23 protein-coding genes are annotated in these 26,217 nt (G+C 33.6%); 19 read left to right on the top strand and 4 right to left on the bottom strand.

Going from position 1 to position 26,217, the window contains the following annotated elements; all coding sequences use genetic code 11:
- Positions 1 to 244 precede the first annotated feature (244 nt).
- From PGH12_RS11140 to PGH12_RS11125, 4 genes are all read left to right on the top strand, one after another.
- Positions 245 to 421, top strand: coding sequence for a hypothetical protein (locus PGH12_RS11140; RefSeq protein WP_267596850.1), 177 nt, complete (start codon positions 245 to 247; stop codon positions 419 to 421).
- Positions 422 to 494: 73 nt separating this feature from the next.
- On the top strand, positions 495 to 1,253 hold the full coding sequence (locus tag PGH12_RS11135; protein ID WP_267596851.1) for an SDR family oxidoreductase: 759 nt from the start codon (positions 495 to 497) through the stop codon (positions 1,251 to 1,253).
- Positions 1,254 to 1,319: 66 nt separating this feature from the next.
- Positions 1,320 to 1,679 carry a DoxX family protein gene (locus PGH12_RS11130; RefSeq protein ID WP_267596852.1) on the top strand — a complete coding sequence of 120 codons (360 nt, stop codon included), beginning with the start codon at positions 1,320 to 1,322 and terminating at the stop codon, positions 1,677 to 1,679.
- A gap of 80 nt (positions 1,680 to 1,759) precedes the next feature.
- Complete coding sequence (locus tag PGH12_RS11125; protein ID WP_267596853.1) at positions 1,760 to 2,077, top strand: hypothetical protein; 318 nt, start codon at positions 1,760 to 1,762, stop codon at positions 2,075 to 2,077.
- A gap of 317 nt (positions 2,078 to 2,394) precedes the next feature.
- Here PGH12_RS11125 and PGH12_RS11120 read toward each other — a convergent pair whose 3' ends face one another.
- Positions 2,395 to 4,923, bottom strand: coding sequence for a DUF5686 family protein (locus tag PGH12_RS11120; RefSeq protein ID WP_267596854.1), 2,529 nt, complete (start codon positions 4,921 to 4,923; stop codon positions 2,395 to 2,397).
- Positions 4,924 to 5,374: 451 nt separating this feature from the next.
- Here PGH12_RS11120 and PGH12_RS11115 point away from each other — a divergent pair, with 451 nt between their 5' ends.
- The 14 genes from PGH12_RS11115 to PGH12_RS11055 all read left to right on the top strand — a co-directional run bounded on the left by PGH12_RS11115 (position 5,375) and on the right by PGH12_RS11055 (position 22,909).
- Positions 5,375 to 5,875: a M15 family metallopeptidase gene (locus tag PGH12_RS11115; protein ID WP_267596855.1), complete on the top strand. Its 501-nt coding sequence runs from the start codon at positions 5,375 to 5,377 to the stop codon at positions 5,873 to 5,875.
- 84 nt (positions 5,876 to 5,959) lie between these two features.
- Entirely contained in the window at positions 5,960 to 6,997 is a 1,038-nt protein-coding gene (locus tag PGH12_RS11110) for a patatin-like phospholipase family protein (RefSeq protein ID WP_267596856.1), read from the top strand.
- Between the two features lie 328 nt (positions 6,998 to 7,325).
- Positions 7,326 to 7,496, top strand: coding sequence for a hypothetical protein (locus PGH12_RS11105; RefSeq protein WP_267596857.1), 171 nt, complete (start codon positions 7,326 to 7,328; stop codon positions 7,494 to 7,496).
- A gap of 308 nt (positions 7,497 to 7,804) precedes the next feature.
- Positions 7,805 to 11,482, top strand: a complete 3,678-nt coding sequence (locus PGH12_RS11100) for a hypothetical protein (RefSeq protein ID WP_267596858.1) — start codon at positions 7,805 to 7,807, stop codon at positions 11,480 to 11,482.
- Positions 11,483 to 11,674: 192 nt separating this feature from the next.
- Positions 11,675 to 15,790 (top strand): hypothetical protein, encoded by a 4,116-nt coding sequence (locus PGH12_RS11095; RefSeq protein ID WP_267596859.1) that lies wholly within the window; start codon positions 11,675 to 11,677, stop codon positions 15,788 to 15,790.
- Between the two features lie 132 nt (positions 15,791 to 15,922).
- Positions 15,923 to 17,662 (top strand): phage tail family protein, encoded by a 1,740-nt coding sequence (locus PGH12_RS11090; RefSeq protein WP_267596860.1) that lies wholly within the window; start codon positions 15,923 to 15,925, stop codon positions 17,660 to 17,662.
- Between the two features lie 8 nt (positions 17,663 to 17,670).
- The gene (locus tag PGH12_RS11085; RefSeq protein WP_267596861.1) at positions 17,671 to 18,327 is read left to right on the top strand and encodes a CdiA C-terminal domain-containing protein; all 657 of its coding nucleotides are present in this window, start codon (positions 17,671 to 17,673) and stop codon (positions 18,325 to 18,327) included.
- A 7-nt stretch (positions 18,328 to 18,334) separates the two neighbouring features.
- Positions 18,335 to 18,724 carry a hypothetical protein gene (locus PGH12_RS11080; RefSeq protein ID WP_267596862.1) on the top strand — a complete coding sequence of 130 codons (390 nt, stop codon included), beginning with the start codon at positions 18,335 to 18,337 and terminating at the stop codon, positions 18,722 to 18,724.
- Between the two features lie 59 nt (positions 18,725 to 18,783).
- Complete coding sequence (locus PGH12_RS19150) at positions 18,784 to 19,386, top strand: deaminase domain-containing protein (protein WP_442867870.1); 603 nt, start codon at positions 18,784 to 18,786, stop codon at positions 19,384 to 19,386.
- A gap of 20 nt (positions 19,387 to 19,406) precedes the next feature.
- Positions 19,407 to 19,916 (top strand): SMI1/KNR4 family protein, encoded by a 510-nt coding sequence (locus PGH12_RS11075; protein WP_267596863.1) that lies wholly within the window; start codon positions 19,407 to 19,409, stop codon positions 19,914 to 19,916.
- 306 nt (positions 19,917 to 20,222) lie between these two features.
- Positions 20,223 to 21,146 (top strand): helix-turn-helix transcriptional regulator, encoded by a 924-nt coding sequence (locus PGH12_RS11070; protein ID WP_267596864.1) that lies wholly within the window; start codon positions 20,223 to 20,225, stop codon positions 21,144 to 21,146.
- A gap of 45 nt (positions 21,147 to 21,191) precedes the next feature.
- The gene (locus PGH12_RS11065) at positions 21,192 to 21,821 is read left to right on the top strand and encodes an energy transducer TonB (protein WP_267596865.1); all 630 of its coding nucleotides are present in this window, start codon (positions 21,192 to 21,194) and stop codon (positions 21,819 to 21,821) included.
- A gap of 54 nt (positions 21,822 to 21,875) precedes the next feature.
- Entirely contained in the window at positions 21,876 to 22,424 is a 549-nt protein-coding gene (locus PGH12_RS11060) for a DUF3575 domain-containing protein (protein WP_267596866.1), read from the top strand.
- Positions 22,425 to 22,477: 53 nt separating this feature from the next.
- Positions 22,478 to 22,909, top strand: coding sequence for a nucleoside deaminase (locus PGH12_RS11055; protein ID WP_267596867.1), 432 nt, complete (start codon positions 22,478 to 22,480; stop codon positions 22,907 to 22,909).
- A 53-nt stretch (positions 22,910 to 22,962) separates the two neighbouring features.
- Here the strand turns inward: PGH12_RS11055 and PGH12_RS11050 are convergent, their stop codons facing one another.
- Positions 22,963 to 23,733, bottom strand: coding sequence for a type III pantothenate kinase (locus tag PGH12_RS11050; RefSeq protein WP_267596868.1), 771 nt, complete (start codon positions 23,731 to 23,733; stop codon positions 22,963 to 22,965).
- A 300-nt stretch (positions 23,734 to 24,033) separates the two neighbouring features.
- Here PGH12_RS11050 and PGH12_RS11045 point away from each other — a divergent pair, with 300 nt between their 5' ends.
- Positions 24,034 to 24,867: a M23 family metallopeptidase gene (locus PGH12_RS11045; protein ID WP_271286767.1), complete on the top strand. Its 834-nt coding sequence runs from the start codon at positions 24,034 to 24,036 to the stop codon at positions 24,865 to 24,867.
- A 47-nt stretch (positions 24,868 to 24,914) separates the two neighbouring features.
- On the opposite strand, the gene PGH12_RS11040 is transcribed toward PGH12_RS11045, so the two are convergent.
- Both PGH12_RS11040 and PGH12_RS11035 read right to left on the bottom strand, forming a co-directional pair.
- Positions 24,915 to 25,331 carry a hypothetical protein gene (locus tag PGH12_RS11040; RefSeq protein ID WP_267596869.1) on the bottom strand — a complete coding sequence of 139 codons (417 nt, stop codon included), beginning with the start codon at positions 25,329 to 25,331 and terminating at the stop codon, positions 24,915 to 24,917.
- Between the two features lie 62 nt (positions 25,332 to 25,393).
- Positions 25,394 to 26,167 carry an XRE family transcriptional regulator gene (locus tag PGH12_RS11035; protein ID WP_267596870.1) on the bottom strand — a complete coding sequence of 258 codons (774 nt, stop codon included), beginning with the start codon at positions 26,165 to 26,167 and terminating at the stop codon, positions 25,394 to 25,396.
- Positions 26,168 to 26,217 lie beyond the last annotated feature (50 nt).

Genomic DNA, 26,217 nt, shown 5'->3' with positions numbered 1-26,217 from the left:
AAATTGTTACAAATGTAATACTATTTAATCTATTGGTGTGTAGATTATTATAACGAAGTTGTAAGTTATTTATTAACAATTTGCATTGCCGAAAAATAACATGAAAAATGAGAGATAAATTAAGAATTTAATACATGTACCTTTTTGTAGTTAGTCATAATCATGATAATATTGTAATAGATTCGTTTTTTACTAAGTTGAGATTCAAATCCTGTTATAAGAAGCAAAACACAAAATATACATAATGAAAGCTATTCAAATGAAGAAATTAAATTATAAGAGCAATAATTTTCCTGTTTATTTTTCAGGTGAGTTTTTGTTCTTACTTCTTCACTTAATAGTTTTTGTAGCTAAAGGGAGTGCAATTCCCAAGGGCGGTAGCTTAGGTTACCGTCCTTCTCCCGCTACAAGTACATTATGAAAAAGAGAATTAAATATTAAAACATATTACAAATCAAAATAATAATTGAATCATTAACAAACAATTTTATACAATGTCAACACAAAACGATTTAAGAGGGAAAGTAGTATTAATTGCCGGAGGAGGAAAAAATCTTGGTGGATTATTAAGCAAAGATTTTGCTGCAAAGGGCGCAAAATTAGCAATTCATTACAATAGCGAAAGTTCGCGTGCAGAAAGCGAAAAAACACTGGCTGAAGTTCAGGCATTAGGAGCAGAAGCATTTTTGTTTCAGGGAGATCTTACTAAAGTAGAAAATATCACAAAGTTTTTCGACGAGACTATTTCAAAATTCGGAGGAATTGATGTCGCGGTCAATACAGTAGGAATGGTGCTCAAAAAGCCATTCGTAGAAACTTCTGAAGCAGAATACGATTTGATGTTCGGAGTTAATTCTAAATCAGCCTATTTCTTTTTGCAGGAAGCTGGTAAAAAACTGAATGATAATGGTAAAATCTGTACCATTGTAACGTCATTACTGGCAGCATATACAGGATTATATTCTACCTATGCAGGAGCAAAAGCACCAGTTGAGCATTTCACAAGAGCCGCTTCAAAAGAGTTTGGATCAAGAGGAATTTCAGTTACGGCTGTTGCGCCAGGACCGATGGATACACCATTTTTCTACGGTCAAGAATCTCCGGAAGCAGTAGATTATCATAAATCTGCATCGGCCTTGGGCGGATTGACGAATATCAACGATATCGCACCATTAGTAACTTTCCTGGTTACTGACGGATGGTGGATTACGGGACAAACTATTCTTGCAAACGGAGGATATACTACTAAATAATTAATTAAAAATGGATAATTGATTTCTTTTGTTAATCAGTTATCCATTTTATTTGATCTTAAAATTATGATCGTAAGAATAATCAATTCCATATTGATACTTGTTGCCATATGTATGGGAATGAAACAAGGATATGCGATGATTTCCGGAAAACCCGAAATGACCGAAATGTTCGGTAAATGGGGATTTACTAAAATAGGTCTCATCGCCAACGGCGCAATCACAATCATTTCTGCTATTATGATTATTTTTCCCAAGACCTTTGTATGGGGAAATTTTTTGATGGCTGCCGGAATTTTACTAATTATTTGTTTCCACCTTTTAGATAGAGATTTAAAAGGAGTTTTAGTAGAACTTCCATTTTTATTGATTAATCTGATCATCATTTACTTACAGCATCCTTTTAAATCAGGATCTCTTTTATAAATAGCATTTCTTGTTTTAAAATTATAAACTTTTTTGGTATAAGAAAAGGTGAAAAGAAAATATAACAAATAACACAACCTATGAATATTGATAAAATTACTGATGTAAACGTTAAAAAAGCAATTGAAGCATTGCAATCGGGCGATAAAGTGTGGTACTCCTATTTTACCGAAGATGCAGTAATGACCGATGACGGCAATAGTGTAGATTTTAAAAGCTTTTTTGCAAAAGCTTTAGGATCTGAAAAATTCTTGAGTATTGATAAAATAGAAGACGAGGGGAAATCTATATTTGGGAATTTTAAAGCAGGCAACTGGGGTACATTTGGAGTTTTCTTCAAGTTTCATCAAAATGCAGATGGTAAATTTGACCGTTTGGATATAGGACAGAGCAACTAATTACGACTTTAACTATTTCATAACTTTTAATAATATATAATCTCTAGTGATAGAGATTTTTTTGTATTTAGATGCAAAGGGTTTATAAAAGCTAAGTTTAATTCTCTGATTAATACTTAATTTTCTATTGTACCTGCTAAAAAATTATTGCCAAATCTTGTATGTTGAGCAAAAGCTAATTTCAGTCAAAATCTTTTCTAATACTTATTTATTCTACAGAAACACAGCGGAAATAGCGAACGACTAAACAACATCTGATAGCTGAAGAAGTATAAGAGAATATTTAAAAGATTCAAAAAGTAAGATAATATTCTGTCTTAAAAATTAAACTGAAAACCGGCTTTAATTCCAAATTTTGAAATATCCGGACGATCAAGGTAATTTCCTCTCCAGTTAAAATCTACACGTAAGATTCTAATGTTTCCAAAACCGATGTTTTCAATACCAAAACCATATTCGTAATAAACCTGCTCATTCGGTGCAGAGTACTTTAAATTTTCAACATTAATATTTTTTGAAGCGTCACTCAGAGATCCGTATGCACCTCTTATGAAAGCAACTTCCCTCAATTTCAATTTCTTAATCAACGGAATAAAAGACAGTATTTTGCCGTTAAAGTGATGCTCAATATGAAGGGTAGAATAGGTGTCTGCTACAAATTCATAATAATTTAACTGGGCAAAAGTATTCGGAACCAACCCATAAGATTGATTTCCCGGAATTACATTTTGTAAAGCCAATGGAACGGTATCAAAGTTTTTTCCGGCTTCAAAATTAAGCAATGTTTTACCCCAGCTTCCTAAAAGAATAGGTTTGTAAAACATAAACTGGAGCTTATTGTAATTAAAATCTGCATTAAATAAGCCTTCTATACCTCTCGTATATTTTAAAACAATCGTTGGTGCAAGAGTTCCGTGTTCGTATCGGTCTACTCCGGTTTGAGAAAATTTGGCTCCCGGTCTTGCAATTAAGCTGATCGTAACGTGAGAATCATTGGTTGTTTTTCTTAAATCACCATTTCTGTAATACATCAGGCTAAAACCTGAAGGATTGGCAGATTTAATACTTTGCATCGTTCCGTCAACTCTTACCTGAAAATTTTTCCAAGGTTCAATAGAAGTAAAGATACTGGTTTGGTTTACTGAACTTAAAGAAGCGTTTTCTCCTCTTGCAAAAACCGTTGAAGAAGCAAATGAGCGCGACATAATGCCGTCTTCTGTGGTCAGCTGTACGCCGAGTTGAGTAATATCTCTTTTAGTTCCCGCTCCAATCATAAAACGGTTGACTCTGTTGAACATATATCGACCTTCAACGCCGTATTTAAATTGCTTATCTTTAAAACCATAAGCATTATAAAATTGAATTCTCCAAGGATCGTTTTGCCCAAAATACGTTCTTGCTCCCAATCTTATTCTGTCACCTTCCACATCATTTTTACCGTAAATTGAAAAAATAGGACCGATGTCAATACCTTTCGTAATATTATAGTGTTGTGAAGCAAGCGTTTCGTAAAGTTTTACAATACGGTTGAATTTAGGAGTTTGCTGTAGCTTCTCAAGCATTTCGTAAACGCCCTGTTCTGATTTTGACAGCGAATCTGGCCTCGCTTTTACCCAATAAGCATCATCTTTATCTACGAATTCAGCGTCATATTCTTCCTCTTTTCTTGTAAATACAGAGTTGTCAAGAGGTTTATTAAATTCATATTCAGAATAATCTACGGTTCGCTTGGCGACCAGTCCTTTGGCTGTTTTCTTCTTGGAGAAAGGCGTCATTTCAATCTCTGTAATAAACTTTTTGGGCAAAAATGTCTCATCGTCAGGATTATCATATTCCAGTTCGGTCGATATAGCGTTGATGAAATTGACATTGATTTTATTTGTTGATTTCAGAGTCGCTCCCAACACGGCATACGAATCGGTATCTATGAATAAATATCCCTGAAAGGCAAGAACCTCAGTTCGCCTAGGCTGGTAACGTATTTTGTATGCCTGCTCGCCGCGCACCGATACGGTATCAATCAGATTATAATCATACGTGCTGAAACCATCTGTACCTACAGGACTTGGGAATCCGATGTCAAAATAGTTTAAAGTATTATCATAAATATTAATATCGCGGTAGAGATTTTTTGCCGTAATCGCAATTACCTGATTATCCTGAAACCCTGAGGTTTTTTGTGCAATCAAAAGCTTTTTAGTCTTTTTTCCGGGCTTATTTTCGCCAAAATTGTTGTAGACAGATTCATTTAAAAAAATAGGCAGGGCCATTTTTCCTCGTGCTGTAGAATCTGCATAATCAAAGATAAAATCTAATTTGTTGAAGATTTTTCTGTTCATGAATGCGCTGTCGAGATTATTGGCATCAAACTGAATCTTCTCGTATTCCTTGTACGTATAAGTATCAAATTTATCGAGACCGTTATTTCTCTTGCGTTTCCATACTTCCTGCATGATTCTGTAAGCAGGATTTTCTTTTTTGTTTTTGAATTTTGTTTTTTCGTTGTGAATCACAACTTCTTCTATGCTGCTAACTTTTTCGCCAGAAAGTTTTACAATAATATTATTGCTGTTAGCGGCAGTTATTTCTACACTTTCCAGTGCGTAATTTTTTTTCTGAAACTTTAGTTTGTAAATAATACTATCAGACTGCACCGTAAAACTTCCGGATTTTGTTGTAATTGATGGTGTATTGCTGTCGTTGATAAAGATCTCGACAGCCGTGATTTCTCTATTGGTTTTTGCATCTACAATTCTTCCGGTTGCTGCGTTTTGAGCATGAAAAAGACTGGTAACTAAGAGGGAAATATATAGGAAACCGTATTTAAATTGATTGGTTGACATCATTCGTATCTTCAAGCATTTAGCTAAACAAAAATTGTGCTGTTTATTATTAAAATTTAAAAGTTTTTTAAAGACTTCAATGATTGTCCTTCAAAATGCAAATGTAATGAAATTTAACCTATGAATAATTCGTTCAGACACTGATAAAAATTACAATCTGATAATTATGTTTAAGTGAAATTTCAGAAGTCTTTAAAAATTATATGACGTGCACATCTCTTGAATGTTGATTAAAAATATCCTCATGTATTTATTAATAATTTGTGGTGATTACAGAACACACTTAAAACGTTAATCGGTACTTGAAACATTTTTCCGGTAGGTTTTTCATCATAATAAAAAAGCCTGCGAGCAAAGATCAAAATTTAAAATTTGTAATTTAATTCAAAAAAACACGTCAGCTTTTGTCGTGTCCTGTATTGATATTAGCTTTTTAAACCAAAAAATTAATGATATGGATAAAATAACATTACAAAGAATTGAAAAATTGCATCCTGTAGTAAGAGAAGAAGTGAAAAAAATCATCAAAGAATGTGATGAAGCACTTACAGGAAAAGCCAAAGTGAGAATTACCCAAGGACTGCGAAGTTTCGAAGAACAGGAAAAATTATACGCCATCGGAAGAATCACAAGCGGAAAAAAAGTCACCAATGCAAAAGCCGGACAAAGCATTCATAACTATGGTCTTGCCGTAGATATCTGTATGATGATCGATGGGAAAACTGCAAGTTGGGACACTGTAAAAGATTGGGATAACGACAGAGTTGCCGATTGGTACGAATGTGTGAAAATATTTGCAAAATACGGTTGGGATTGGGGCGGAAACTGGAAAACCTTTAAAGATCTTCCCCACTTTGAAAAGAAGAATATTTTAACTAAAAAAGGATTGATAAAAACAGGTTGGAGAACACTTTTGAAGATGGAAAAAGGTAAGGATGGATATGTGGTTTTTTAGAAATATTAGGTAAATGAAATATAACACGTCAAGTTCTGTCGCTTCCCAATCATACCTTTACTATACCAAATAAAAGTAGAAGAAATGAAAAAGACAACCATTTTATCTTTGGACGGCGGCGGAATAAGAGGCATTATTACCTGTATCATTTTGCGCTATTTAGAAGAACAATTACAATATTATGATAAACCTAATGCGAAACTTGGAGACTATTTTGATCTTGTTGCCGGAAGCAGCACCGGAGCGTTGATTGCGTCTATTATTCTTTGTCCTGATGAGCACCGAAAAGCAAAATATTCGATTCAGAAAGGATTGGAACTTTATGCTGAAAAAGGTGGCGACATCTTTCAGGTTTCTTTTTGGGAGAAGCTGGTCAATCCGTTCGGATTACTGAATGAAAAAATTTCGCAGGAAGCTTTGGAGAAAAACCTAAATGATTTTTTTGGAAAACTGGAATTAAAAGAATTAATAAAACCATGTGTAATCACCAGCTACGACATTGAAAACCGAAGAGCTAAACTTTTTAATTCATGGAAAGCAACTGTAAATACAGATAATTTTTATGTAAAAGATGTTTGCAGAGCAACTTCGGCGGCTCCCACATATTTCAGTCCGGTACAGATCAAATCGATGTACGGGCAGATTTTCAGTTTGATTGATGGAGGTATGTTTGCCAATAATCCCGGACTTTGTGCGTATGCTGAAGCAAGAAAAATTCCGTTTGCAGAAGTTTTAAAAAACCATCAGAAAGCCAATCATCCCACTGTAAATGATATGATTATCGTTTCCATCGGAACAGGTATTGAATCTAAAAGCTACTCTTTCCGAAAGATGGAAAAAGCGGGAAAAATAGGCTGGGTGACGCCTATTATTGATATTTTGATGTCGGCAAATGCAGAAACTGTAGATTATCAGCTCTGTCAGATGTTTCAGACTTTAGGCTTGAGAAATCAAAAAAATTATTATCGATTAAACCCTTCTTTAAAAAATGCATCTCCGTCAATGGACAATGTAAGAAGATCAAATATTGAAAACTTGATTCAGGCAGGATTGAGTTATATCGACGATAACCGTGAAGTATTAAACCAAATTGTTCAGAAATTGATTAAAAATAAAATATAAGCTTTTTTACTTATAAATACTTGATATAAGCTAAATGAATTATATTTTGAAGTCATTAAATTACAATTAAAACACGTCAAGTTTTGACGCTTATGAGAATTACTTTTGCCTTATCAATAAGTTGAAAACAAAAACACAAATTTTGAAAAATTGAAAATGAAAAAAAATAATACGACGAGTTTTGTCGCTTCCCAGTATTACTTTTGAAATATAAATAAAGACACAAAAAACAATCATTAAAAACTTTTAGGAGCCTTTAAATTCATCATTTACGAATGCTGAACAGCCAGAAATATGTTCAAATTTTAACCCCAATATCAAACACAACATGGAAACACCAAATCACATTACAGATATAATCTTTGAAAAAGAAATCTATAGCATCAATTGGAGCGACATCGAAAACACCGAAATTGATTATGACAATTATCTCGACGAAATAGAAAATTTCTTCCGAGAAGATTTTGAGAATGATATCCTTGAAGACGATATTATTTAAATTAAATTTAAAAAACACGTCAAGTTTTGTCGCTTCTCACCATTACTTTTGGGATATAAATAAAAACACAAAAGCAATCACTCAAACTTTCACGAAAAGCCTTTGAATTCACCATTCGCAAATGCTGAACAGCTAGAAATATGTTAAAAAATCAACAACTAAAAATACAAATAAATGATCCCAAATATTAAAAAATGCGGTGGATATCTTTTGCCGGAAACCACCTTAAAAAATAAGGCTGACCTGAAGTGATTCTAATAAAAAGAAGCTTCGAAGATTAATATTAAAAAATTTATAAATAATTAAATATGGATGAAAATAAAGAATTTGAATCTGGCTTTAGCACAGAAGACGTTCCTATATCTGATGGATTTTGGACTTATATGGAAAATTATTGGCATCATAACAGAGAATTTCCGGAAAGCACAGAAGTTTCTCTTAAAAAAAAGGCTGATTTAATTGGCGGAAAAGTGCCTGCGTCACAACTTCCGAGTTATGTGGATGATGTTCTGGAGTTTGAAACTGTTGAAAATTTACCAAGACCCGGAGAAAAGGGCAAAATTTATCTTATTACAAATGACAACTCTCAGTTCAGATGGAGTGGCTCGGAATATATTCAGCTGAATTCTGATGAGTTTCTGATGACTACCAATACAGTACAAAACGTAACAAACAGAAAGTTCTTTTATACTCAAGGTGCTAATTGGGCAGACAATTCATTAATAACTTATGCCAACACCCCTGTAAATCCCAGTATGACTTTTTATAAAGAAGGAGCTAATATTGGACAATTAGGTTTTGATGGAGGTGGTTTTCATTTTGTAAACGGAGATTGGATAGGGTATTTTCCGGTTAAAGCAGGAGGTTATATCGTTGATGGTTCTGATAATAATCATATTGTTTTAGCAGGAGGTGGTACTCAGGTTAAGTCGGATTTTGCATTATCTACACAATTAAACGATTATGCAACTCTTAATACAGATCAAACTTTAATTGGTAAAAAAATATTTAAAGTAGGTTATACTAATTACGATCCAGATGGGTTATTTAGTTCTGATGCAAGACCGCTATCTGTAAGTACACCAGGTAATAACAGTATTCTACTTGGGTACAAAGACTACGGTAGTGGACAATACTATTCAAGAATTGGTTTTAAAAATATCCCAGGTCAAACTAACTGGAGTGTGGGAGCATTAGGAAATGACTTCGTTATAGGAGTAGATAATGATCAATTAGAGACATTCAAAATACGACCAAGTGGAGCAACTTCTAAAATTCAGAATCAAACTCAGGTATTTGAAAAAGTTTACCAAGGTGCTTATCCTAATGGGTCACCAATTACAGGTATGTTGGTTTTAAAGATTCCACAAGCTTCTCCAGACCAAGTTATGTTCAGTATTGATATTAATATTTACGGTTATGAATCTTCGTATATAGGCAAAATAAATGTATCATTTTATAAGTATGTTTCTGGCTTAATTATTCCAAATGGAGCCAAATGTATATTCAATGTAACAGAAAATTTTCCTACTAATGTTGCAAGAGTAGGAATTGGTAGTGATGGATTTGTTAGTATTTTATTAGGACAACCAGATACATTCTGGAATAGTTATTTCTCTTTTGAAGTAGCTAGAGTACAAACTCATTTTATTAACTATACTCAGGATTGGAGTCAAGGTTGGACTCATGCAATAGAAACTGATATAAACCAATATGGTCCTAATATCATTACTCTACCTACGGATGTAGTAGCTACAAAAGGTTGGGTGGTTAACAACTTAAACACCCAATTAAAAAATTATGTTACACAATCAGCTTTAAACTCCCAACTAAATGCAAAAGTAGATGCAATAAGAGGTGATGAAGGTAATAATATTAATAATTTTGACTCATTAGTTAATAAAACCCAAATTGGCTCTATATACACACCTGCTGATGGCAACAGATGGTGGCACCTAATTAATATTAGACATAGAAATGGTGAACAAGATGGTGCAGGTTGGGGTTCACAGATTCGTATTGATATGAATGGCGATTCAAGTGATTTTCAATTTAGACAGATGAAAGGTAGTGCCTGGTTGCCTTGGTATACTCTATATCATTCAGGGAATTTCAATCCTGCCAATTATCTTACTATTGAAACACCACAAACAATTGTGGGAGATAAAACTTTTTCTGCAATCACAAAAGCTAAATTTTTAAATACTGTTGATGCTCAAAAAGGAATCACAAAAACTATAGGTAATGGTTATGGTAATTTAAATCGGAGAACTAATCCAACAGAATATTCATTTTGGGGTAATCCTACGGGAGCAATAGTTATTATTCTTCCATCTCAATTTATATATCAGAATAATTTTGATATAGACATTGTCGACACTCAATGGGCGAATCTTCATCAAAAATTACAGATAAATACTTATGGCTCTTTAGCTTATAGTAAGGCATTGTTATCTAATAATACAGGGGCGGTGGATGCTGTAAGTCGATTAAGAATAGGAAAGCTGGCAGACAACAGAAGTTGTTTGATAATAAATGATGTTGATAAAGTATGGTCATATCCGCAAATGGTTGTTAATCAGTATGAGGGAGGGTCATTGTTAATGGCAACTGGTGATTGGACTACTCAATTAATGACCGATCTTTCATCAATTACTATTCAGCAAGAGGTCACTATAACAAAGGCTGTAAATAGTACGCATACTCATTCATTTGCGTCATTAACTTCAAAACCAACAACATTAGCAGGTTACGGAATTACAGATTCTGTATCAACATCTCACGCAGCAAATAGTGTTAGTGCATCATTAATGAATAACTGGAATACTGCGTACAATTGGGGTAATCATGCTACAGCTGGTTATGCTGCACAAGCGTGGGTTTCCTCAAACTTCCCTAATCAAGCTTTATCAGCAAACGATGAAACTAACCTTGGTCAGACAGTAACCTTAACAAACGGCAACTCGGTACAGATCACCAATAATTTTGTAGGATCTCGGGATGGATCCCGAAATCCAGATGATATAAACCCGGCTGAAAACGGTCATAGAGCAAGATTTGATTTTGCGCACGCTTCATCGGTTAAAGGCTCTGGCAACTATGCTGGCATTATGACGTACTCGCCATGGGATGGTACTTCTGCCTCCACGGGAGATTCGTCATATCAATTGGCTTTTGCCAATCAGACAGGAATAAATGGTAAGGGCGTACCAATGCTAAAGCTAAGAAAAGGGATTGATGACAAATGGTCTTCTGATTGGTATAAGATGTGGAGCGATGGAGATTTTTCTCAAGATGATATCAACAAGTGGAATGATTTAGTAAGCAATGCCGCGACACATGCTTGGGCATCAGCAAACTTCTTGTCAAAATCGGGAGGTACAGTAGAGGGAAAGATCAAAATAAATCCCGGAACAGGTGTTACAGGAAATTCACCGATCGCTGGAAATGCCAATCCTGCAAGTCTGTTATTATCCGGAGACAACGGATTGTGGGGTACTGCATTTGGACACAATAGCAATACAGGCGACCTATGGCTTCAACCGCAAAGGTTTGATGGTGGTTCACAGTTATATAATATTAATCTTGCTCCGTTGGGCGGAACTGTAACAGTGAATAATCAACCTGTTGCTACCCGATCTTGGGTGCAATCTCAAAATTATGCTCCTTATGAATTTGTTGAATCAAAAATTAATGAGCTTAAAGGAGAAATTGTAGACCCGCCTGCTTTTGCTATTAGAAATGAGTTTACAACCGTTATTATCACCGATAAATACTCGGGAAATCCTTTAGAATTAATCGAAGAATTAATTCCTGAGTCCTACATAAGCATCATAAATTTAAGTAAGAAAGCGATTGAACTGAGTCGCGACGGGGAGACTATTGACCGGATTTTTGAATTCGAAACGTCAGAATATTACATCACCAAAGACGAAAATAGGTTAGTTAAAAAAGGGACTTATAAAAGTGCTCAGCTATTAATTTAAACAAATGTTTTCTTCCGCAATTCTGTGAAGATTCACAAAAAAAATTATCAATAATCAAATGATAAGCACTGATAAAAACAATCAGAGTGGTTATCTACTATGCTAAAAACAGTAAAACAAAACTACGTGGACAATATTCTCTTAAAAAGAATTTTCCACAATTTTTAATCTTAAACAAAAAACAATTTTAAAATGTCAACAAATTTAAACACAAACAACTCTTCGCAGACGCTATTCAGATTTGCGGCAATGAGAAACCCAGAACTGTCTGATCCGAAAAATTTAGAAAGGAGATTTATATTTAGAGAGAAGGCTATTGCTGACGAAAGCATTTTTGATACCCGCCTTTTATCTGGAGGGACATTACAAACTATTTGCAGAGATGTAGATGAAAATCCAGGTTCGATTACCTTAATTTACACAGAAGCTAACCTCAAAACCACTTATGGAAGTAACTTTTATGATCTCGCTGTCTGGGTTGCAAGAAATAAATCAACTTCTACAAAAGAAGAATTTGATAAAAAATTTGATGAATATAATGGTATTCCCAATGTTGTTCAATTAGGTTTACCAGAGCGTACTAGAATTTGGGACAATTTAGTTTATCAGGTCGTAACTCAAAAAGATTTCTATGCAAAAGAACTTATTATGCAATATCTGCATTTAAATCATATACTTACCGTCTACGACAAATCCGAAGAATCTTTTGAAGATATGAAAAGAGCAAAAGTAGTTTTGCCTAAAGAATTATTCAAAGTTTCTCAAAGCGATTTCAACAGTGCAGGTTCTTCTCTTACCCAAAAAACGATGTACGATGACAAAGCAATGAAATTTGCAGAAGCAACCATTGGTTTAAAGGAAAATCAAAGCTTAGTAGATTCTCTCTCCAAATTAGAAAAAACATACAAAAAGCAACATGATGCAGCTTACAAAGAAGCTTATAATGAATATCAAAATACGATAAAGCCTCTTTTAAAATCTTCACAAAAAGAAGCTTCAGAAGCAGACAGAAAAAAACAGATTTTAGAAAACAGAATCAATTATCTTACTCAGCTTAGTGTGGCCGATCCCGAAAAGTTTTATGCAAATAGCGAGATGGATATGGAGCTTCACCGTATCAAGGACGAAATCATGCAAATCACAACTCCGGAAATAGAAATCCCTGAATTTGATTTCAAATTTGAAACTACGGAAATTGATATCGCTAAATTGGGCAGAACAATGAGCGTCAGCGATCAAAACGCATTGTTAAGAATTCTTGGGTCATCAAGCCTTACAGAAGCTTTATCAGATATTTCTTCATTTGATGAGCTTAGTCAGAATATTACTCAAAGTAATCAATCTTTACAGCAAACAGTTTTAAACAACACGGTACTTAATCAACAGGTTTCTACAAATGTTGGAGGGGTTATAATTCCTGTGAGTAAAAATACCTCCAATTCAAACTATATTCCTTTCAGTGTAAAAACCTACGCACGTAGCTCAACAGAGTGGAGTTTACTTTTAGCTTTAAGTAATAATATGGAGGTTATTTCTGCAAATTACAAAATAGTATTAAATAGCGTAGATTATCCTTCTACGAGTGTTTCTTCAATGGGTGCAGGATCATGTTTATTATTTGATTTGCCTAGAATTTTAGTTTCCCAAACTTCAGGAATGGGTGGTTTTATTTTACAGGGAGAAGTAAAACTAAGTGATGGCAATACTTATACTTTAAGTGTTACATTAATTAAAGATCCGAATGATTTAGACTTAAGGACTAAACAATATCATTTCAGAGGTGACGCCGGATGTTTACCTGTTGAAATTCCACCAATTGAAACACCAACCAATCCGGGAAATCCAGAAACACCAACTTACAATCCTACGGACACTTCTTCATTCATCCCTTCAGGATTTGGAATGAAAAACATCGGGGTTGCAGATTATTTAAAAGTAGAACAAAGTACGTATTGCTATGTAGAAGGAGATGTTGCCCATATCGAAAACATCATGGCGCGTGAATACAAAGAGCGTGCTACCAGAAGATTAAAGAGAAGTGAATCTCAAACTACAAAGTCTACAGAGTCGGAAAAAGAAAAACTGACAGACACAACAACTACAGAAAGACACGAAATGCAAAGTGAGATTTCTAAAATCTTACAAGAATCTAAAGATTTTGCAGCACAAGCTGGATTTAATGCAAGCTGGGGAGGTGCTACAACAGGAGGCGTTAAGTTTGGGTTAAGTGCCAACGCAAGTTATGCCACTCATAACTCCAAAGAAGAAAGTAATAGACAAGCCGTTACAGAAGCAAAAGACATTACAGCGAGAGCTTTAGACAGAATTGTAACCAAAGTAAAAGAAGAACGTATTGACAAAGTTTTAGAAGAATACGAAGAAAACAACAAACATGGTTTCGACAATACAAAAGGCAGCAGTCATGTAGTAGGAGTTTATCGTTGGGTAGATAAAGTAGTGAAAAACCAAATCTACAATTATGGTAAGCGAATGATGTTTGAGTTTATGATTCCAGAACCTGCTAAACTTCATACTTTAGGAGTAAAAATGATTGACAGTTCTCAACAATTGGTAAAACCTATTGATCCAAGAAGTCTTGATGCAGCTCACATGCAAATGAAAGATTTTACAGCACTAAATAATGATGTCACATTAAATTTTTGGTCGAGTAAATTTAATGTGGAAATAGATGATAAACCTTTATCTAATTTCAGCATTGGCAAGTCACTAGGAGGTCAATATTCTAATAATATTTCGGAGATAGAAAATGTGGCCTTAAAAGATGAAATCCAAATTCCAGAAAACTATGTTGCTGTATCCGGAAGTGCTCAATATACAGCTACTTCTGATGGTGATGGTTCTAGTGTAAGTGCTTTATTAGGAAATGCAGGATTTTATTTTAAAGGAAGCTGGGGTCAACTAGCAGGAGAGCCGACTCAAGCATTCAGTTCTCCATATTCTCAACTAATTCCTATATCAACCACATTTTATAATCAATTTTCAGGAACGGTAAATTTTACGATTAACCTAAACCTAACTTTGGAAGCTAAAAATGCTTGGCTTCGAAAAACTTTCAACAAAATCATCGAAGCCTATGAACTTGAGTTAGAAAAATACAACCAAGCTCTATCAGAAGCAAAAGCATTAGGTGTACAGATCAAAGGTTCCAACCCAGGTTTCTACAGAAAAATAGAAAATACAGTATTAAGAAAGAATTGTATTTCTTACATGATTGATCAGAATCCTGGAGCTGCGTTGACGTTTGGTAAGAACAAATATTATCAAACCGATAATGCAACCGAAAGCTTTACTAATACCGAAATTAAATTAGATTCAGGTTTAGATCAATATGCCGCTTTTGTGAAATTTATGGAACAGGCTTTTGAGTGGGATATTATGAGCTATTATTTCTATCCTTATTACTGGGGTAAAAGAGACAGATGGTCAGACATGTATCAATTTGATGACAACGACCCTACTTTCAGAGCGTTTATGCAGTCTGGTATGGCAAGAGTAATTGTTACCGTAAGACCTGGTTTTGAAGAAGCAGTAAGACACTTCCTGGCAACCGGACAAATCTGGAATGGTGGTGAAGTTCCTGTAATCGACGACCCAATGTTCTTATCCATTGTAGACGAAATGCGTTCTGCGTTAGGTAAAAAACAAGGAGAACCGTGGAGAGAGAAAATCCCAACCTCGCTTACCATACTTCAGGCAGATTCTATCGGCCTAAGAGTAGAAAAAGCTTTGCCTTGTAACTGCGAACCGGGAGTGAAGTTTGACGATCAGTTAGGCGAAATGTGCGGAAGCAATTTTGAATTGAATAACAACCAGATTGGTCAATCAGCTGACAAATGGGTACAAATCAGTTTTAATGAGATGCATGATAATTCATTCAAAACAATTCTTGATTATGTTAAAGTGGATTACTTTCCTAAAACATATACCTGTCTGGGGAATTCATTTGAAATAGAAAAAGAATTTGATGAATCCGAATCTTCCATAAAGATTTATAAGAGAATTTCCGAAGAGGTTTCACAGATTGAAGGCGTTGAAGCATATCCTACAGGAGAAAACGGCATCACCTTTAAGGTGAATGCAAGACTTATTAAAAACTTTGATTTCTCGGAAGTAAATGCTGATCCGGAAGAAAAGAAATTAGCCTTCACTACTGATTCAGATACCTATCTGAAAGTTACATCGCCAGTGCTACAATTTGGAATAGAGAAAATTTTGGATAAAGACGGGCAGCCACTTACTACAGATGAGTACACCAATCAGGCTCCGCTTTCTAAATTTTTAGTCTAATCTTTTAAATTTTTCAAATCATTTATCGGGTAAGACCGAGGTTATTGGGCAGCACTTTATTGTGCTGCCTTATATCCTAATGCATTTGAAAAGATTAATGAGAAATGTTTAACAAACTAAAAAACAAAGAAAATGGAAAATAATATAAATCGTCCTTCATTTAATAAATTTTCAAAAAATAAATGGAAAGAATTTTCCAAACAACAAGAAGAAAAGCCGTTCACAACTTACACCGAAAAAGAATTAAGTGAAAAGTTTTATGCAGGAGTCGCAGATATTTCTTCAAATAAATATAACGTTTATACAGATGACGAAGCTCTTACTATTTATGAAAAAAATATTGACACTGTCTTCATACCTAATTATACATCAAAATTCGATGAAATAACAGTTAATATTTATATGTCCAAAAATGGATTGCAGCTTCTTAATATGTATAGCAGCTTAGTCCCTGTAGAAAAATCTGTAAATATTTTTCTAGAAATAGACAGTGAGTTTAATAAAAATACCATTATGAGAGTAAAGGTATCAGAACAAATCAAAAATGTATCTGCAATACCAATTGTCAAGCTGCAATATATTACCAATATGAACAATGTAAGAATTACAGCAGAAACATTTAAAGAACTTATTGAAGAAAAAGCAATTGCCAATAGAGAATCATTTTTCGCTTGGGTTTTAAAAATTAAAGATTCTACATACAAAAACATCTGTACTTTTTTTCAGGATGTCTTATTTGACAGTTTAGGAGACTTTTTTGAAGAAGATATTGCAAAAAGCATTCAAAAATTAAAATTAGAAGAAGCTGATTGGAATCCTGCTTCAGAAAACTATAAACCTTTTATAGTTCCTCCAGTAATTTGGGATAATTTAAAACCTTTTTATCACCATTCTGTTTATGACGAACCCCAAAAGAATTTTAATGCGGGCGAGAATATTATTAAAGGAGTATTCGATAATTTCTTTCAAGCAGTTGATAGTAAAAAGGAAATGTTTACACAAATTATTTCTAAAATTGAAAATAAACTTCCGCAAAATTTGTCCACTACAGTTCATGAAATTTCGCAAAACTTTCTTAGCGGATTAGATTCTCTAAAAGGACAGCTTCAGCAGTACACTCCATATCTGCAATTTTTAGCTGCTAAATCAATTAGCTGTGTAAATGCTTTTTTATGTGGAGTTTACAATAGTTTAATAGATATTATTGCTGGTATCTTCTCAATTATATCTCTTCTTTTTAAAGGATTGGCTCTTTTGCAGGATATTCATAAAGATCCTTCGATTGTCGCAGATTATGTCTTAGAGTTTTTTGAGCAGCTTGCCGAAGCAATGAAAAAATTCGAGATAGATCAATTTCTATTCGAATGGGTAAGCTTTCAGATAACTATAACTCAAAAAATATATAAGTGGATTACTGCACAGGCAATGAATGTATCTCTTGAAGAGGTTTTTTACTATTTAGGATACATTATAGGCCTTATCATAGACATTATCTTGGAGACTTTACTTACTGGAGGGACTTCTACTGTTGTTAAATTAATTGATAAAACCCTCGAATTTATGAGAAATCCTCTTAAAAAAATGCAGGAAGCCCTATTTGCGGGAATCAGTTTTACAGATGGTATATTGGCTTCTTTGATAGATTTTGTAAACATGATTTTTACCAAATTGAAAAAAGGAGCTAAAGCCTTATTTGACGAATTAAAAATCTGGATAGAAGAAATCTTTAATGTAGGAAAGAAACTGAGAGACTTTCTTAAAGAAGCGTACGAAGATTTCTTTGGCCAGAAAGTACGGGATTACTTTGAGAAGATAGGTCTTCGCCCTACCAAGTATGAAAATGGTGTATTTAATATGTGTCCAATAAAATAAATGAAGCTATGGGAAATTTATGGAATTGTATTATATTAGACACCACAGTAAAAGATGGTAAGAAGGTCTGTTCTATTAAAAATAAGGACGGAAATATTACTTATTTTGATTATATACCGGAGGAAAGCTTAGATGATGTTGTCAAAGATATTGAGGCAAAAGCAAAAAAAGAGGGTAAAACAGCCAATGAGTATTTAGATGAATTATCAGAATTAAAGAACAGAACAAAACCAAGTAAATCTAAAAACCCATTTGCAAAACCTAAAGGAATTATTACTAAGATTCCAAAAATTGCAGATGATGCGACTAAACTTTCTTTGGAATTAGAAAATGAAGCGGCAGAAATTTTAGCAAAAAATGGTTTTGATATAGAACAAAATCCATTCGTTTCGGGAGTAAAAAATCCTGATTATAAAATTGAAGGCAAAATTTTTGATTGCTTTTCTCCTAATAAGCCAAATAAAAGTGTGAGAAATATTTGGTCAGAAGTTGCAAAAAAAATTAAAGAAGAGCAAACTAAAAGAATAATACTAAACCTTAAAATTTGGGAAGGAGATATAGTAAAACTTCAACAGCAGTTTTCAGATTGGGCTATTGAAGGATTAGAGGAAATTATGTATATAACAAAAGACGGTAAAATAAATCATTTAAAGCTAACAAAATAAACTAATTATGGCACTTACATATTATTTAAAATTTACAAGAAATTTAGAAGAAAAACCAGAGTTAAAAAAAATGATTGAAAATCATGACAATAAATTCTTCACAATCTCAGATTTATATTCTCCAACATTTCCATATGTAGAAAGTTATTTTGACGATTATGAAATTAATTTAGATTTAGGAAGTGTTTCAGAAATTATGTTTAGAGTTTTAAAAAAAGATGCTGAACCTATATCATTTAGAAAATCTATTCTTAAAATAGTACACAAAATTACTGAAGAAATTTATCCAAAAGAAGATTATTTTTTTGATTTTAATGGGGATCTCGTTCATGAAAAGAGAGAAAACGGAGTTGTTAAGCGAAATAGCAATACTGATTTTTATAATGGTTTAGATTAAATTCAAAGAATTTATATTTATAACGGCAATCACAAGTTGCCGTATTTTTTTTGTTTTAAATTAGCTCTAAAAGTAAAGATGGTAAGAAGGTCTGTTCTATTAAAAATAAGGACGGAAATATTACTTATTTTGATGACGTACCAGAGGACAGTTTAGATGATCTTGTTAAAGATATTGAGGCAAAAGCAAAAAAAGAGGGAAAAACGGCGAATGAGTATTTAGATAACCTATTCAAAACTAAATCTCGAAAACCTACACAGTTAGATATTGATGAGTTAGCAAAAATTAGAACCCGATTTGGTGCGGGTAAAAGTAAAAATGTAGCTTTTACAAAAGGTGAAGTCGGAGGTAAAAAAATAGATTTATATTCTCGGAGTGGAGAACCAAAAGGAAATCCAAAGAATTTTGATAATTTTACACAACTAAAACCTGAAAATTATCATTATAAAAATGGTCCTATTCCTTATTACGAATACCACACTGAACAAAAACAAATTGAATATTTGTACAATATGTTTAAGCTTGATAAGAATGTAAAAGGTAAAATAGAAATTGTTTCGGATTTAAAAATTTGTAGAAATTGTGACGACATTATATTCAGATTTAAAAAAGATTTTCCAAATATTGAGGTAGTTAAAGTTTGGGTAAAAGAAAAATTATAAATTCATTAAAAACATAGAAAATGATATATTTAAACAAAATAGTAGAAAAATTAACTAAAAATAAAATAATTATAAAGGGTGTGGATAAAAATAAAATTAATTCACTCGAGCAATCATTAAATAAGAAGCTGCCTTTGTGTTATAAAGAATTTTTAGAAAAATTTGGAGAAACAACGGATGCTATTAATGTAAAAGAAGGTTTTTACGATTACACTGGTTTCCAAGGCGAATCTATTTTCTACGATAATATCTACGGAAATCACACCAATAAAGATGGTCTATTAGAGCAATTGCAAGAAGATGGTAAAACAAGCCTAATTTCACAAGTAAATGATAATGTTTTTGTCTTTTTTTCATCGCAAGGTTATATTTTTGCTTTTTTCAAACTTAATGAAGGTGAGAATCCTCCAGTTTATGGATATGTTGAAGGTCAGGAAAATAACTCTTTTCCAAAACTTACAAATAGTTTATTAGAATTTTTCGAATTATACTTAGAATATGGGAAAGATCCTTTTAACGCATTAAACTAACATTCTATAATATTTAAACCAACGGTAACTGATAGTTTTCGCTTGCTGCCGCACGATTATATCGTGTGGCTTTTTATTTTTACAAACTCTTACAAAAGTTTTATCTTTATAAAAAACAGAAAGATGAGCCGCAATTACAAATTTCACAATTCTGAAGGATTATATTTCATAAGCTTTGCAGTTGTGGGTTGGCTGGACGTATATATCCAAAATAAATACAAGAAATTCCAAAAACTTATCCACAAAAATAAAACACGACACCTTTTGTCGCATTAAGAATCTATATTTGTTTTAGAAAATTCAAACATGAAAAAAGATTTTTACCTTACAAGATATGCCTTAATTATTAAGAAACTGGAAAGTGCTCCCGCTAACTATTCACAGTTGGAGGAATATCTGCTCAACTCCTTCGAGTTTCAGGATGCAGATATTAAAAGCTACTCTATCCGTACTTTGCAAAGGGATATCCGTGAGATTTCAAATCTTTTTAATCTTTCCATTCACAACAAAAAAAAGGGTGATAACCGTTATTATATCGAAAGCCGACCAATGATGGAAGTCGATGAATACAACCAAAAACTTCTCGAATCTTTCCAGGTAAGCAACGCATTAAACGTACATCCCGATTTTGCAGATTTTATCTTTTTTGAAAGCAGAAAACCAACAGGAGTTGAGCATTTTTATGATCTTTTCTTTGCCATTCGTAATAAAAGAGTCGTTACTTTTGAGCATTACAATTATAAAAACAAACTGATGACTTCCAGAAAAGTTCATCCTCTTGCTTTGAAAGAATCAAAAGACCGATGGTATCTCATTGCAATTGACACCAAAGATAAAGCCCTAAAATCATTCGGTTTAGACAGAATTAATTATCTGGATGTTACCAAAAATAAATTCAGGGAAAAATATAAATTCAACTTCAGAGAGCATTTTAAAAATGCTTTTGGCGTCATGAATCTTTCCGAGCAAAATCCTGAGCGAATTGTTTTGAAATGCAGCCGGCATCAGGGCGAATACATCAGAAGTTTTGCGTTACATCAATCGCAGAAAGAAACCAAAGAAACTACGGAAGAGATCTATTTTGAGTTCTTTCTTCACCCGACTTACGACTTTATGCAGGAAATCCTGTCGTATGGAAAAGAAGTTGTTGTTTTAGAACCTAAAACTTTAGTTGATGAGATTCGTGCGCATTTGCAATCTTCTTTGGGCAATTATTCAGAAGAATTATGATCTTGTCTATTCATTTTTTGACTACATTTACATAAATATCGAAGATTGAAATCACTGTTTTTTATTCTTTTCTTTTTCAGTTGTACTGTTTGCTTTTCACAGCAGACGGAAGAATTCAGACAGGTAAAAAACTACTACAATCAGCACAGAAGTATGCTGAATAATGAGTTTAAAAAGAAATTCGATGCAGAAACAAATAACGTTATTAAGACGTCCATCAAGCAGGATTTTTTATTCTTTATGAAAAAAATGGACAGTATTGAAAACACTGCCCTCGTCGGAGCTTTACTGAAAGTGAGAAATACTGAAGATTTATCTAATTTAGAGGTAAACAAAAAACTAAATCCTTCCAAAGATCAAAACGAAATTTTCCCTTATACAGATAAAACTGCAGATTATCCCGGTGGCATCAATGCCTTAAGACAGGAAGTAGCAAGGCTTTTCTACAGTGACGGAGTGTATTCTGAGACCAATCCTGTAAAAACTAACGTAGCATTTGTTGTAGAGAAAAATGGCAAAATCAGTAATGTAAAGGCCGACGGCGATAATTTCACATTCAACCGACAGGCAGAGATTGCTCTGTATTCTCTTTCGGAGAAATTTTCTCCGGCCGTGATCAATGGCGATCCTGTAAGATACCGTTTCAGACTTCCTTTAACGTTAAATATTGAGTAGTTTTAAATATTTTATTTCCATATCGATTTAATCACTATTTTTGGAAAAAACTACATGAAACAATTTTTACTGGGAATTACCCTTGTGTTGGGAATAGTAAGCATCAATGCACAGGAAACTGAAAAGCAAAGAAAGAACGACATTCTCGCAGATCCTTTTTTGTTGATTGCGGTACCTTTGGCCAATGTTTCTTACGAAAGACTTATCGCTAAAGATATGGGAATTGGTATTAATGCCATGATCACTTTGAGTGATGAAGTTGATGATTTTAAACAATTTTCGCCCTATTTCAGATATTATATGGGAAAAAAGTATGCTTCGGGATTTTTCTTCGAAGGATTTGTACCCGTTACGGTGCAAAACGATGCTTACTACAGTTACCGTTATGATGATATTACAAATACATACTCTTATGTAAACGATGCAAAAAACAATTCTACAACTGTCGGAATTGGTTTCGGAGTAGGAGGAAAGTGGATCATAAAAGACCGATTGGTGATAGAAGCAAGTGGAGGAATTGCCAGAAGGTTTGGTAATTTTGATAAATATGATATCAGTCCTGTTACAGGAAAAATAATGGGCGGGGTCGGATATAGATTCTAAATTCTTAAATATATTTAATGAAAAGCTTAGTTTTGTGCTAAGCTTTTATTTTTATGTTTACCGACGAATATTTTATGAAAATGGCTCTAAATGAAGCCGAAGCAGCATTTGAAAAAGATGAGGTTCCCATCGGTTGTGTAGTAGTTTCCAACAATCGGGTGATTGCAAGATCTCACAACCTTACTGAAACTTTAAATGACGTTACGGCTCATGCCGAAATGCAGGCAATAACCTCTGCAGCCAATTTTCTTGGTGGAAAATATTTAATCAACTGCACTTTATATGTGACTTTAGAACCTTGTGTGATGTGTTCCGGAGCACTGTCTTGGTCACAGATTTCCAAAGTCGTAATCGGAGCGAGAGACGAACAACGAGGATTTATCAATAAAAATTTGAGTCTTCACCCAAAAACAGAAATCGTAACCGGAATTATGGAAAACGAGTGTTCTTCTATCGTGAAAGAGTTTTTTAAATCTAAGAGATAGATTGAGGTAAAGGCTGAGGTTGATGTTACGCTAAAACAGATCTCAACATTAACCTAAGCCTTAATCTTAAAATCTTTTCCTAAAAAATACAATCCTTTCAAAGTATGAAGTCGGTCTGCTATATGTATTTTATCAGTAAGAGGCTTGTAGACATGGGAAACTCCGCCGGTGGCGATGACGAAACAGTCATCTTTTACCTCATCATTGATACGGTCGATAAAGCCTTCTACCATGCCCAGAAAACCATACACCATTCCGCTTTGCATACAGGTAATGGTATCTAATCCTAGTACAGATTTCGGTTTTACCAGTTCAATCTCAGGAAGTTGAGCAGTTTGGCTGATCAGAGAATTTAGAGAAGTTACGATTCCCGGAGCGATGATGACGCCTAAAGTTTCGCCATTTTCAGCTACACAACTTGCTGTAAGTGCGGTACCAAAATCTAATACAATTTTCTTTCTGTCGGGATAGAGATTATGCGCAGCTACCAGATTTGCATAAATATCTGTTCCCATCTGTTTAGATTTTGCAATCACTTCCGAAGATGTCGTTCTGTCTACCATTACAGGAACGATCCCGTGAATTTTTCTTATCGCAGAAGTTATTTCCCTTGTCAGTTGCGGAACCACCGAGCCAATAATGATTTTTTCAATTTTTTTTGGATCAACCTTATAGGTTTGATATAAAATCAACATCTGACCGTGCAGCTCATCTGCAGTACGATAAGGCTTCGTATTGATTACCCACGAGATATCACAGTTGTCATCATCAAAAAGACCAAATCTGATATTGCTGTTTCCAACATTGATTACGATAGAATTCATTGAGTAGCTTTTCGATGGTAAATTTAACAATTTTCATAAACAAGAACCTTTTAATATCTGTAAAAATGTTTTATCATTGTAAAAAGATTTTAATGAGTGTTTTAAAATTGTTCTCAAAACTTTTTCAACCATTAAGAAATATAAGCGATTGAGAATTATTAAGCATCAATTATATTTATTTAAGCACACTGCTTAATCATTTACTTTTGTAAATCTTAAAAAAATCTAAATTGCTTTTTTACTTAAAAACTAAATACTCTTAATGGTTTAAAAACTAAAATTTCAAACAAAGCTTTAAGAATGAAAAAATTTTTAATTCTCATATTCATCAGTCAGTTTTGCTTTATTTTTTCTCAGAAAAATGTCAAAATGTACAACGAGAGAAAGGGAGATTCTATTAATTTTTATGTAGATAATCAGGAGATTTATCCTGTTTCGCTAGTCTTCAGCGGTCAACCAGAAACAGAAAATCTGAAGAAACCCGAACTGTTTAAGACCACTCAGGTAATTCCTGCTAAAACATCAAAAAAAAGGGTAACTTATTTTGTGGTTAACGATAAAAAGAAAGGCTGGGCTATCAAAAAAATGCCCGGTTATTTAATGTATATCGGCGATATTACCATAAAAAATTACGACAGTACTTATCAATATGATCTGCCTTTCGCAAAAGGAAAAGCATTTTTGATGTATCAAGGCTACAATGGTACATTTTCTCATCAAAACGAAAATTCTTTAGACTTTGTAATGCCTGAAGGAACAGAAATTTTGGCTTCACGAGAAGGTTTAGTTATTGAAGTTGTGCAGAGCAATAACAAAAGCTGCCCAACAAGAAGCTGTGCTCCCTTCGGAAATTATGTTTCGATTCTCCATCCAGACGGAACGATTGCACAGTATTATCATTTGCAGCAAAACGGTGCAAAAGTGAAGATTGGTGATGCCGTATCCAAAGGCCAGCCGATCGCACTAAGCGGTAACACGGGCTGGAGCAATGGTCCGCATTTACATTTCGTTACATTTTTGCCAAGTGCGACTGGTGATAAAAACAGGATTACAATTAAAACTCTTTTCAGAACCGGAGACGGAAAGAAAGTAGAATTTTTGGAGGAGAAAAAGTCGTATTCGAGAGCGTATTAATTTGATTTCAAATCCATAAAGGCTTTTAACAATATAAATTTACCTTATTACTTTTGAAATAATTCTTCAAGAACCGAATAATTGCCTGATACAAAATGTTGAAGGTGATTTAAGGAATTTTCAAAATCGATTGACCAAATATCATCTAAAACCATTTTTTCTTTGACTAAAAGACCAAAGAGAAGTTTTGCCTTTTGAGGTCTTTTGTACCATAATGAAAATTCAATCTCTTTATTTTTGTTAAAATCAGCAGTTAAACCAAAACTTTTTCCATTTTCTATACAAGTAAAATCCAATGATGGATTGTAGTAAATGGAATTGATATCTGAGTTTTCTGTGAGTACTAAATATTCTTTCCAGGCATGATTTCTTGCGATATCAAATGCTTCATTTGCGGATAATACTTCGTTTTTATATGCAATTTTCTCTTTATCGGGAAAATATATGGAGTATTTATAAGTCATTATTTTAGTGTTGTCCAATCGTGGTGTAATACGTTAAATTATGCAACAGATCCAAGTTTCAGTTATAATTTAGAAATTTTATCATCCAATCCTCTAATATCTTTTCTCAGTTCTAAAAACATATCCTTTAAATGATAGCTATCAAGTTGATCTGCCTCAAAATCTTCAGGAAAAATTCCTGAGGCATATTGCCATATTTCTACAATTTCTCCTAACGAGATATCATAAGGCTCATAAAACGAATTATCAGCAGATACAGTTATCTTTTTTTTGCTTTTTTCTTTTAATCTTTTATAAGAAATTCCATCATTTAAGGTTACGAAAATATAACTTTTATTAGGTTTAAGATCCTCTATGTTTTCAATATATTTTCCAATAATATAAGAGCCGTCTCTGAAAGGCGGCATAGAATCTCCTTTTGCAGGAAATGCTCTGTATTTTCCGTTGGTAAGAAATGGCAATGAGATTCTTTGTAAACTTTCTATATATTCGGGGTCACTATAGCCGGATAAATATCCCATTGATGCTTTCTGCGGAATAACTTCAATGCTGTTGTTTCCTAATTTATCAACCACAATGGGAAGAACAATTCTATTATCTTGAAGTTTTAAAACATCTTCTAACGGATATTTTCCAATATCGACCGTAAGCAGAAGATCTATACTTATGTTAAAATGTTTAGAAATTTTGATTAAAATATCTGCGCCCGGCTGAATTCTTCCGCTCTCGTATGCAGCGTATGCAGAGCGAGTAATAATTAACTGAGCAGCCAGCTCTGCCTGACTGATTTTTTTCTTTCCTCTCAGAAGCCTTATGTTATCTGCAAAAAATGACATTGTTTCAATTTGTAACAACAAATATATGGATTTTGTTTCATAATGTATCT

The organism is Chryseobacterium sp. CY350, assembly GCF_027945075.1.
GTDB lineage: Bacteria > Bacteroidota > Bacteroidia > Flavobacteriales > Weeksellaceae > Chryseobacterium.
Note: the sequence above shows the minus strand (reverse complement) of the source record. Positions and strands in the feature narration are given on the sequence as shown.